The sequence below is a fragment of the Pontibacter sp. FD36 genome (assembly GCF_015686655.1).
Taxonomy (GTDB): Bacteria; Bacteroidota; Bacteroidia; order Cytophagales; family Hymenobacteraceae; genus Pontibacter.
Genome location: NZ_JADPMP010000006.1, coordinates 228,767 through 240,135, shown reverse-complemented (window position 1 = coordinate 240,135; position 11,369 = coordinate 228,767). Strand labels below are relative to the sequence as shown.

Genomic DNA, 11,369 nt, shown 5'->3' with positions numbered 1-11,369 from the left:
AGTCTTGCTATACCTGCCAGTGGTGTATAGTAGTCACTACAATGCTTATACCTGCTAAACTTTTGATGCGTAGATTCCCCTCTCGAGAAGGGCAGGGGTGTGTTAATCGTTCATAAGAATCCTGTCAATCCTTAAATCCTGAAAATCCTGATTCTGACAACACCTCCAACTTATAGGTATACCCGCCGCAACATCGTATATTTGACTTTAGCCTTTTATAAATTGACGCCCCTAATATTGCTTTTATTTGCAGGAATTTAAAAAATTACCGCAAATAAAAATACATATACCTGAAAACTGTTAAATTGCAGTATATCTGATATTACAAAAACCTATATCACCTTGAAACCATCCTATTACTTCTCGTTGGCCTTTGTTCTGGTGCTGATTTTCGGCACAAACAACCTGCAAGGCCAGACCAACAAAGCAAAAACAGGCAAGGCTGCCGCTAAGAAAGCAACTGCTGCCAGCTATACACCGGGCCGTGATGCTGAATTCCTGCAGTACGTGAACAGCCGCTGGGTTGACTCTGTCATGAAAACCCTGACGCCGGAAGAGCGCATCGCGCAACTGATCTCGATTCCGGTGTACTCTAACAAGAACCAGGCGCACATTGACTCGATCAGCAATATCGTGAAGACCTATAAAGTCGGCGGTATGATTTTCTTTCAAGGTGGTCCGGTGCGTCAGGCTAAGATGACCAACCGCTACCAGCAGGAAAGTAAGGTGCCATTGATGATATCCATTGACGGGGAGTGGGGTCTGGCCATGCGCCTGGATAGCACCATCCGCTTCCCGTACCAGATGGCGCTTGGCGGTATCGATAACGAGCGCCTTATCTACGAGATGGGTGCTGAAATCGCTCGTCAGTGCCAGCGACTAGGCGTGCATGTGAACTTCGCGCCAACTGTGGATATTAACAACAACGCCAACAACCCCGTGATCGGCTTCCGCTCTTTCGGTGAGGAAAAGCACAATGTGGCCAGCAAGTCATTGGCTTACATGAAAGGCATGCAGGACAACCACGTGCTGGCCAGTGCCAAGCACTTCCCGGGCCACGGCGACACCAACGTGGACTCGCATTACGGTCTGCCGCTGATCAACTTCTCCCGCATCCGCCTTGACTCTATCGAACTGCACCCTTTCCGTGCACTCATGGACAAAGGCCTGGGCAGCGTGATGGTCGCGCACATGAACATTCCGGTGCTCGATAATACCCCGAACCTCGCCTCTACCCTTTCGAAGCCGATTGTAACGGACCTTCTTAAAAACGAGCTTAACTACAAAGGACTGGTGTTTACAGACGCTCTTAACATGCAGGGCGTAGCCAAGTTCTATCCTCCGGGGGTGGTAGATGTGAAAGCCCTGGTAGCTGGTAACGATGTGATGCTGAACACAATGGATGTGAAAACAACCATTCAGGAAGTAAAAAAGGCTATTGCCAACAAAGAGATCACGCAGGATGAGATTGACTTCCGCGTTCGCAAAGTGCTGGCCGCCAAGCAATGGGTAGGGCTGGACAAGTGGAAGCCGATCGAAACTAAAAACCTGATCGCCGACCTCAACAATCCGCATGCGCAATACCTGAACCGTCAGCTGACCGAGGCTTCGCTCACGCTCTTGCGCAACAAAAACCACATCCTGCCGATCCAGACGCTCGACACGTTAAAAGTAGCTGCGCTGGCAATTGGCACAAAAAAAGAAACTGCTTTCCAGCGCGACCTGGCTCGCTATACGCAAGTAGACACCTTCTTCCTGCAGCCGACCAACTCTATTGAAGAATTGTTGGCTATGAAGGAAAAACTAAAGGACTACAACCTGATCATCGCGGGTGTACACTCCCTGCAACTCAAGGCGGGCAGTAGCAATTTTGGTATCACAGCCGAGATGAACCTGTTCCTGAAAGAGCTTATCCGTAATAAGAAAACGATCGTGAGCGTGTTTGGCAACGTGTATAGCCTTGCCGAGATGGAGAGCCTCGACAAAGCTGACGCCGTTATTGCCGCTTACCAGGAGAATGCCACCACGCAGGACCTTGTTTCGCAGCTAATTTTCGGAGGTATAGGCGCTACAGGCAAATTGCCGGTGACAGTAAGCAACGCCTTCAAAATTGACGACGGTCTCCTGACCCGCGGCGGCTGGCGTATGGCTTACTCTATGCCGGAAGCGGTGGGTATAAAATCACAGGATCTGGCAGGTATAGACTCGCTTGTGCATCAGGCTATCCGTGAAGAGGCTGCCCCAGGTGCGCAGATACTCGTGGCCAAAGACGGCAAAGTGATCTATCACAAAGCTTTCGGATACCATACCTACGACAAGGAGCAACCGGTTCGTGTCGACGATATCTATGATCTTGCTTCTGTGACCAAGATCAGTACCTCCATGGCTGCACTGATGCGCCTGAAAGGGGAAGGTCGCTTTGACGAAAACCAGACGCTAGGCACCTACCTGCCAATGGCTGCCGGCACGAACAAGGCCGACCTCAACTACCGTGACATCCTCACGCACCAAGCCAGACTCAAGTCCTGGATCCCGTTCTGGAAAGAGACCGTTAAGAAAAGCGGTAACTTCAAATGGCGTACGTTTAAGGCGGATTCTACAAGAAGATTCCCAATCAAAGTAGCCAACAACCTGTACATCCACCGCAAGTATGCCGACAGGATATACAAGGAGATCATGGAGTCGCCGCTGAACGAAAAACCAGGCTATGTATACAGCGACCTCTCGTTTATCCTGGCTCCGAAAGTAGTAGAGAACATCACAGGCGTGGGCTTTGAAACCTATCTGCAGAACATGATCTACAAGCCAATCGGTGCGACAACTTTGACATTCAATCCATACAAACATTATCCTGCCTCTCGTGTAGTACCAACCGAATTTGAACCGCACTTCCGCAAGCAGCTTCTGCATGCCACTGTGCACGACGAAGGTGCTGCAATGCTGGGTGGTGTGAGTGGTCACGCTGGTTTGTTCGGCAACTCCAATGACGTAGCCAAACTGATGCACTTATACCTGAACGACGGCCTGTATGCCAACAAGCAAATTATTGTGGATGGTGTAGTAAGCCAGTATAGCAAGTGCCAGTTCTGCGACCAAGGCAACTACCGCGCTCTTGGCTTCGACCGTCCGGCCAAACCGGGTGCCCCGAACAGCAATGCCGCTCCAAGTGCTCCGGCAGAAAGCTTCGGTCACTCAGGCTTTACCGGTACTTATACCTGGGTCGATCCGGTGAACAACCTGGTGTATGTGTTCCTGAGCAACCGCGTGAACCCTACCCGCGAGAACAACAAACTGAGCAAACTCAATACCCGCACCGGTGTGCTGCAAGTGGTGTATGACGCCATGGGCAAGAGCAAAGAGAAACAGCCTGCAGAAGCTTCCGCGAATTAATTTATAGGTATAGCCGTCCCTCAATAGGGGACGGCATTATTTTTAGACCCCATGACTAAACTCTCGACCGCCCCTCCCCTGACAGACGCTGGTTTACTCAGACCGCAAACGTATGAGCGTTACCTTTCACTTGATGTGCTCCGTGGCCTCACCATCGCCTTGATGGTCGTGGTGAACAATCCCGGCAGCTGGGGCAGCATCTACGCGCCTTTCAAGCATGCTGCCTGGCACGGCTTTACAGTGACAGACCTGGTGTTTCCGTCCTTCCTGTTTGTGGTAGGCAACGCCATGAGCTTCAGTATGCGCAAGTTCGAAAGGCAGTCCGACAGTGTGTTCCTGCGCAAGGTGTTCAAGCGCACGGCCCTTATTTTCCTGATCGGTCTGTTCCTGAATTTGTTCCCTTTCGTTATGCGCAATCCGGAAGGCGCCATCGTCATGAAGGATTTCACGGCGGTTCGAATTATGGGTGTGTTACAGCGTATAGCGCTCTGCTATTTCATCGCTTCGCTGGCGGTGCATTACCTCAAGTTCAAGGGTGCCGCCATTTTCAGTGTGGTGGTATTGTTGGGCTACTGGGCTGTGATGTACTTCTTCGGCGATGCTGCTGATCCGTACAGTCTCGCTGGCAATGCCGCCCGCAAGTTCGATGACCTAATCATACCTGAAACAAACCTCTACAAAGGCTTCGGTATACCTTTCGACCCGGAAGGATTGCTGAGCACACTGCCAGCCACCGTGAATGTGATAGCGGGTTACTTTGCAGGTCTGTTTATCCAGAAAAACGGCAACAACCTGAGCACCGTCTTCAAACTCAACCTGGCTGGGGCTGCCCTGGTGGCCATCGCTTTTGTGTGGGATTTTGCTTTCCCAATCAACAAGCCGATCTGGACAAGTTCTTATGTGCTACACTCAGTGGGTCTAAGTGTGATGTTGATCGGTGCGCTGATGCTGGTGATCGAAGTATTAGGCTTTGTGAAATGGTCTTACTTTTTCGAGGCCTTCGGCAAAAACCCACTCTTCATCTTCGCTTTTGCGACACTGGTCATCAAGCTGCTTAACTTCATCCGAATAGATGATATGAGCTTGCAGAAGTGGCTTTATACCCATCTTTTCCTGAGTTGGTCCGAAGGAAAAACAGCATCTCTCCTGTTCGCACTTGCCTATATGTTAACCATGTGGGTGATCGGATTCTGGATGGATAAGAAGAAGATCTATGTAAAGGTATAAGGTATAGCATGCCTTTTTTTGAAAGCCTGTCCCATTAGTGGGGCAGGCTTTTTAATTTGTCTGAATCAGGATTTACAGGATTAAAAAGGATACATAGGATTTATATACCGTAGGGAAAGGTCGCGACTTGTCCGCGCGATGACTGTGCAATGAAACAGGATTGATATATACGGTGAACTACAGCTGACTCGGACATCCTTGTCCGAATCCTATTCTGCTGCGGACCTTCTAGTCCGCGTTTACCAGCACATGGGGACCAGGAAGTCCCCTACAGTGGGGATAGGGCCCCTGTATATAGCTTTGGGACATGGGTGTCACGAAGACCATTTGTAATCATCTAGTTTTTTGCTGGTGCACGATTGGACAGGTCACGACCTGTCCCTACACGTTAAACATTCCATTCCATAAATCCTGTCAATCCGTGGGGATAGAGGCCATCTTGAATCCTGAAAATCCTGATTCAGACAAAATAATATCAGAAAAAAATCTATATTTGATTTTTACAGATTAAATACGTCCAGAATGCTTAAGGAAGAACGGCAGGCTTTTATCATAAAGCAGATCAATCTGCACAACAAGGTGCTTTCATCAGATTTGAGTTTGAAGCTCAATGTATCGGAAGATACGGTTAGAAGAGACTTGAACGAACTGGCAGAAAGCGGTCAGATTCTGAAGGTACATGGTGGCGCTCTGTCGAAATCCTTCCATTATCCATTCAGCCAGTCGGAGGTATACGCCAAGGAGTCGAAAAAGGAAATTGCCCGCAAGGTAATTGACCTATTGAAAGACGGTATGAGCATATTGGTTGGTGGTGGTACCACTATGATCGAAGTAGCCCGTATGATTCCGGATACCCTGCGCTGTACCTTCTTTACGGTGAGTCCGCTGGTGGCTTTGGAGTTGGCCGAACGCCCAAATATCAACGTGATCCTGCTGGGCGGACAGCTTTCGAAGAACTCCCACATCATGATCGGTGCACAGGTGGTAAACCAGCTTTCTGAGATCAAAGTGGATCTCTGTATATTGGGCACCAACTCCCTCTCCGTAGAAGACGGCCTCACCGATTCTGACTGGGAAGTAGTGCAGGTAAAGAAAGCGATGATCCGATCTGCCAAGAAAACCGCCATCATGAGTATCGCCGAAAAACTCGGCTCCGACCAGAATATGAAGGTATGCGATCTCAACTCAATCCACTACCTGGTGACAGATCTGAATCCTGAAGATGCAAGTCTGAAAGAGTATGCAGCCGTAGTCGAAACAGTCTAAAAAATCATACACAGCATAAACAAAGAGGCCCGTCACTTGAACGGGTCTCTTTGTTTTGTGATGAAATAGACTTTCTACAAACACTCATCCAGCAGATAAACAATTGACTCGTAGTTACGACCAACCGCTTCTGTCATGGCCATTTCGCAGGTCTTGCCTGAAGAGTAATACCCATCATACTCTTGCTGCTTCACCTCCGCAGCTTCAGGGGCAGTCGCAGATGCAGTAAGCTCCGGCACCAGGAAACCACGGTCGCCGGCCATACCGCAGCAACCGGCGTGCATCGGCACGGTTACTTCCTCGGCCAATTGTCTGGCTATACTTACAAAACGCCCTTCCAGCCCCATTTTCTGCAGGGAGCAAACGGGGTGTAGCACCACATTTGCTTTCTTGTGCTGCACAGTGGCATTCGGAAGTATAAAATCAGCTATGTAGTCGATGCTGTCGATGATTTTGATGCTGTCGAACTTCTGCTTGTTCTCAGCGGTGAGTACCGGACGGCAGCTTTGCAGGGTTTGGGTGCAGGAGGTGATATCGAGCACCAGCGGCAGGCGGCCTTTATCGGTCCATTGCCATACCTTCTCTATTGTTTCATTGGCAGTATAAGCAAATGCCTTGCTGTATCCTTTCGAAGAGAAGATTTGGCCGCAACAGGCGCCTTGCACATCCTGCGGGATCATAAACTTCAGCCCTACCTTGTCTGATACACTTCTGAATGTGTCAATGATGTTTTTCTTACCCGACTCAGCGGCACCCATCGTTCGTGAGATACAGGTGGGAAAGTAAACCACAGCAGCTTCTGCCACAGGAGCCGTCGCATAGGCAATGGATTTGGCTATACCTGGGGCCGGGGCCAGTTGCTTTGTCCAGAGTGGAAAAGAAGGGATCATATCTTTCACTTCCTCTGTCAGCCTGGAGATTGTATTGGCACCCAGAACCTTGTTCACACCCGCTCCTGCCTGCAGTCCGAACTTCACGGTCGCAGCAACGGGTTTGAAATTCTTCGCTACCATCAAAGCCACTTGGTTGGCCAGTTCGCTGTGGTTCTCGCGGCGCAGGCGCTTCACCAGATCACCGGTATTTATATCAACCGGGCAGGCAGTGGCGCAGAGACCGTCAACGGCGCAGGTATCCAAGCCGTCATACTGGTACTGGTTCAGCAGTTCTTTGTGCTCTTTCTTCTTACCTCTGCGTTGCAGATTCAGCAATTCCCGGCGCACTACGATGCGCTGCCGGGGCGTCAGTGTGAGGTTGCGGCTCGGACACTTATGCTCACAGAAGCCACATTCCATGCAGCGGTCCACTTCCTCTTCCACCTTCGGCAGGTCCTTCAGGTTCTGGATGTGCGCGTTCTGGTCGTGGTTGATGATAACGCCTGGGTTAAGCAGGTTCTCCGGATCCACCACCTGTTTCAGCGCCTTCATGATGCGGTATACCTCCGGTCCCCATTCAGTCTCTACAAACGGCGCCATGTTGCGGCCCGTGCCGTGCTCGGCTTTCAGGGCACCTTCGTATTTCTTCACCACCAGCTTCACCACTTCTTTCAGGAAGCGGTCGTAGCGGGTTACTTCTTCGGGTGTGTCGAAGGCCTGCGTAACTACAAAGTGGATGTTACCATCCTTGGCGTGACCAAAAATGATGGCGTTACTATACCCGTGTTTGCGGAAGAGCTCCTGCAGGTCAAGGATGGCATTGCCAAGTTGAGCAACCGGTACGGCAATGTCTTCGAGCAATACGGTGCTACCGCTGGCCCGCACAGCACCTACCGCCGGGAACATGCCTTTGCGCACCTTCCACAACAAGCCTTGTTCGATTGGGTCGGTTGTGAACACAGGCTGCTCCAGCAAAGCCAACTCCGGTGCCAGCGCCATAAATTTCAGGATTTTCTCCTGCACCTCTTCGTGCGTGTTCGCCTGGAACTCCACCAGCAAAGCAGCCGCGGTGTCGGGTAAGGTCTTGATCACAGCCGGCACGCCTGCCATGTGCTCAATAGAGCGCAACGAGGCGCGGTCCATCAGCTCGACCGCCTCGGCACCCGCCTCCGTCAGTGGCACTATGGCCTGACAAGCGGCATAGATATCAGGAAAATAGAGTAGCGCAGTCGACTTAGCCGGATAATCGGGCACAGTTTGCAGCACCGCCTCAGCAATGAAGCCGAGCGTACCTTCTGCTCCTATCAGCAAATGCCCCATGATGTCGAGTGGGTGCTCGTAGTCGATGAAAGCGTTGACAGAGTAGCCAACCGTATTCTTAGTCTTATACTTGTGCCGGATCAGGTAATGTAGTTCCGGGTTGTTGCGAATCTGCTGCTTGATCTTTTGCAGGGTCAGGTATAGCTCCGGGCACTCCTCACTGAAGCGCAAGTAGTCGATCTGTTTTTCGGTGGTGAAGCACTGGCCGCTGGGCAGCACAAAGCTGATGTACTTCGTGGTGTGGTAGGAGTTCTTGCTCACGCCGCAGCACATGCCGCTGGCGTTATTCGAGAGTATGCCGCCCATCATGGCCGAGTTGATGCTGGCCGGGTCCGGACCGATCTTGCGCTTAAATGGACGTAGATGCGCATTCACGATGGCACCGATCACGCCGGGTTGCACCCGTACCTGCGCTCCCTCCTGCTCTACTTGTACCTTGTTCCAGTACTGACTCAGATCAACCAGTATGCCATCTGTTATCGATTGCCCTGAAAGGCTGGTCCCGGCTGTCCGGAAGGTCAAAGGCACCTTGTGCTGGTGCGAAAAAGCAAATAACTGTTTAATCTCCACCTCCGACACCGGCTGCACCACGGCCTTCGGCCTGAGGTAGTAAAAGCCCGCGTCAGAAGCGTAGGACACGACATCGATCAGGCGTGCCCGTATGCGCGCTTTTGGTAAAACACTCTCCAAAAGCAATGCTATATTCATAAGCATGAGGACAAAAGAACTTTAGATAAAGGACAAATACTGCCCCACTCACTGTATACCCGTTACAGGTATAAGCTTAATAAGTTGTCTGTTTTACTTTAGGACCGCGTTCAGCTTCTTCCAAAGCATCCATCATCATGCCGCCACCTGGTTTGCTTGTTACCAGCAACAGGATAAATGTAATCGCGGCATTGATCACGATCAGTTCAAAACCCATCGCATAGCCTGTCCAATCTACAGAATTGCTGTCCAGAATATATGTCAGCACTGGCGAGACCACGCAGATATACGGCACCAATTTGTCTGCCACGGCGCGTTTGTTGGCCATACCGAAAGCAAACAAGCCCAGCAACGGACCATAGGTATAGCCGGCCGCTTTGAAGATGGCGTTCACCACGGAGTCGTCGTTGATGATCTTGAACACGAGGATAACCAGCAGCATGACTACCGAGAAGCCAATGTGCACCATGTGGCGGGTGCGGATCAGTTTGATGTCATCGTGGTTGGCTTTTTTGGTGAAGTTCAGGAAGTCCACGCAGAAAGATGTAGTAAGTGCTGTCAGTGCAGAGTCAGTGGTGGCAAAGGTAGCTGCCGTAAGGCCGAGCATAAAGATGATGGCCGGAATCATGGCCATGTGGTTCAGGGCGATTTCCGGGAACAGGTGGTCAGGCGTCGCAAGGGCCGTTACATCAATGCCATTCGCTTCTGCATAAATGTACAGCAGGGCTCCCACGCTCAGGAAGAAGATGTTGATCGACACGAAAACACCCGTAAACGTCAGCATGTTCTTCTGCGCTTCGCCGATGTTTTTGCAGCTCAGGTTCTTCTGCATCAGGTCCTGATCCAGGCCCGTCATGGCAATCGTCACAAAAATACCACCAATGAAATGCTTCAGGAAGTGGCTCTTCGTACCCAGGAAATCTTCCCAGAAGAACATCTTGGAGTAAGAGCTGTTTTTCACCGCCTCAAAGGTCTGCACCACGTTCAGGTCGAGGCTGCTGGCGATAAAGATGATCGAGAAAATAACCGAAGACACAATGAAGAGCGTCTGCAGCGTATCCGTGATTACGATCGTTTTAAGGCCGCCTTTGTGGGTATAGAGCCAAATGAGAATCAAGCAAATCGCCACAGTGGCCACAAAAGGTACGTTCCAGGCATCGAAGATAAAACGCTGTAGCACAATGGCTACCAGGTACAGACGGAAAGCAGAGCCAATGGTGCGCGACACCAGGAAGATCATGGCACCCGATTTATAGCTCCAATAGCCAAAGCGTTTCTCCAGGTAGGTATAAATGGAGATCAGGTTCATGCGGTAGTAGAGCGGCAGGAGCACAAAGGCGATCAGCACAAAGCCGACCGTGTTGCCGAGCACAAACTGGAAATAGCCGAAACTACTGTTCACCACCGCTCCCGGCACCGAAATGAAGGTTACGCCAGACAAAGCGGTACCGATCATACCAAAGGCTACGAAGTACCACTTTGAGTTGCGGTTGGCGATGAAGAAACTGGAGTTGTCTGATGATCCTTTCGAAGTAAAGTAGGATATACCTATCAGCACCGCGAAGTAGCCTATCAGAAACGATAAAAGAACGATTGGAGACATAATAAGTTAATTAACCATCAGAGGGTTAGAAAGAAAAGCAGCTATCGCTCCCCTTTCTTGACCACATAGGATGGTAAGTTACACAGATTTGCCGAATTGGCGGCAATATTGGCTGGCGGTACTACTTCGACACCAGCACACTGGCTACAGCCTTGCGTACACTGCCATGTTTCTCCAGCAGTGCAGCCGCTGTTGTTTCGTCAGCACCTGTCTCCGACATGACCATGCGCACGCCGCGGTGGTAAAGCTTGTGGTTCGTCAGCTGCATGTCCACCATCTTGTTGCCACGCACGCGACCCAGTTGGATCATCACGGTCGTGCTGAGCATGTTGAGCACCAGTTTCTGAGCCGTACCGGCTTTCATACGGGTGCTGCCTGTCACAAACTCTGGTCCCACCACTACCTCTACCGGATATTGCGCCTCTGCCGCTACCGGGCTACCGGTGTTGCACACGATACAGCCTGTTGCCAGACCGTATTCATTGGCCATGCGCAAGCCACCAATCACGTAAGGTGTCGTGCCAGAGGCGGCTATACCTACAATGACATCGTGCTCGTCAAGGCCGTATTCTTTCAGGTCTTCCCATGCTTGCTCCATGTCGTCTTCGGCGAACTCAACGGCTTTACGAATGGCCGTGTCACCACCGGCGATCAGGCCAACTACCATATCAAAGGGCACACCAAAGGTCGGTGGGCACTCAGAGGCGTCCACTACGCCCAGACGGCCGCTGGTGCCGGCGCCGATGTAGAATAACCGACCGCCTTTTTTCATGCGATCTGCTACTACTTCAGCCAGTTTTTCAATTTGTGGAATTGCCTTTTCAACGGCAAGGGGTACGCTTTTGTCTTCACGGTTGATGTTCTCCAGCACTTCCCTCACCGACATCTTTTCCAGGTTGTTATAGTTCGAGTCTTTCTCGGTTGTAATCTCCATGTTGTGTTTTAAATAAATCCTTCTAAATCAATCGCTATACCTGTTTCTA

Annotated in this window: 6 protein-coding genes; 3 read left to right on the top strand and 3 right to left on the bottom strand. The window is 50.8% G+C overall.

What is annotated here, in order from left to right:
• Positions 1–342: 342 nt before the first annotated feature.
• From I0P70_RS10275 to I0P70_RS10265, 3 genes are all read left to right on the top strand, one after another.
• Positions 343–3,390 carry a glycoside hydrolase family 3 N-terminal domain-containing protein gene (locus I0P70_RS10275; protein WP_196117378.1) on the top strand — a complete coding sequence of 1,016 codons (3,048 nt, stop codon included), beginning with the start codon at positions 343–345 and terminating at the stop codon, positions 3,388–3,390.
• A 51-nt stretch (positions 3,391–3,441) separates the two neighbouring features.
• Positions 3,442–4,617, top strand: coding sequence for an acyltransferase family protein (locus tag I0P70_RS10270; RefSeq protein WP_196117376.1), 1,176 nt, complete (start codon positions 3,442–3,444; stop codon positions 4,615–4,617).
• Positions 4,618–5,139: 522 nt separating this feature from the next.
• Positions 5,140–5,883 carry a DeoR/GlpR family DNA-binding transcription regulator gene (locus tag I0P70_RS10265; RefSeq protein ID WP_196117374.1) on the top strand — a complete coding sequence of 248 codons (744 nt, stop codon included), beginning with the start codon at positions 5,140–5,142 and terminating at the stop codon, positions 5,881–5,883.
• A 74-nt stretch (positions 5,884–5,957) separates the two neighbouring features.
• Here the strand turns inward: I0P70_RS10265 and I0P70_RS10260 are convergent, their stop codons facing one another.
• The 3 genes from I0P70_RS10260 to murQ form a co-directional block, all read right to left on the bottom strand.
• Complete coding sequence (locus tag I0P70_RS10260; protein ID WP_230392115.1) at positions 5,958–8,765, bottom strand: FAD-binding and (Fe-S)-binding domain-containing protein; 2,808 nt, start codon at positions 8,763–8,765, stop codon at positions 5,958–5,960.
• A 94-nt stretch (positions 8,766–8,859) separates the two neighbouring features.
• Positions 8,860–10,386 carry a sodium:solute symporter gene (locus I0P70_RS10255; protein ID WP_196117370.1) on the bottom strand — a complete coding sequence of 509 codons (1,527 nt, stop codon included), beginning with the start codon at positions 10,384–10,386 and terminating at the stop codon, positions 8,860–8,862.
• Between the two features lie 121 nt (positions 10,387–10,507).
• Positions 10,508–11,320: an N-acetylmuramic acid 6-phosphate etherase gene (gene murQ, locus I0P70_RS10250; RefSeq protein ID WP_196117368.1), complete on the bottom strand. Its 813-nt coding sequence runs from the start codon at positions 11,318–11,320 to the stop codon at positions 10,508–10,510.
• Positions 11,321–11,369 lie beyond the last annotated feature (49 nt).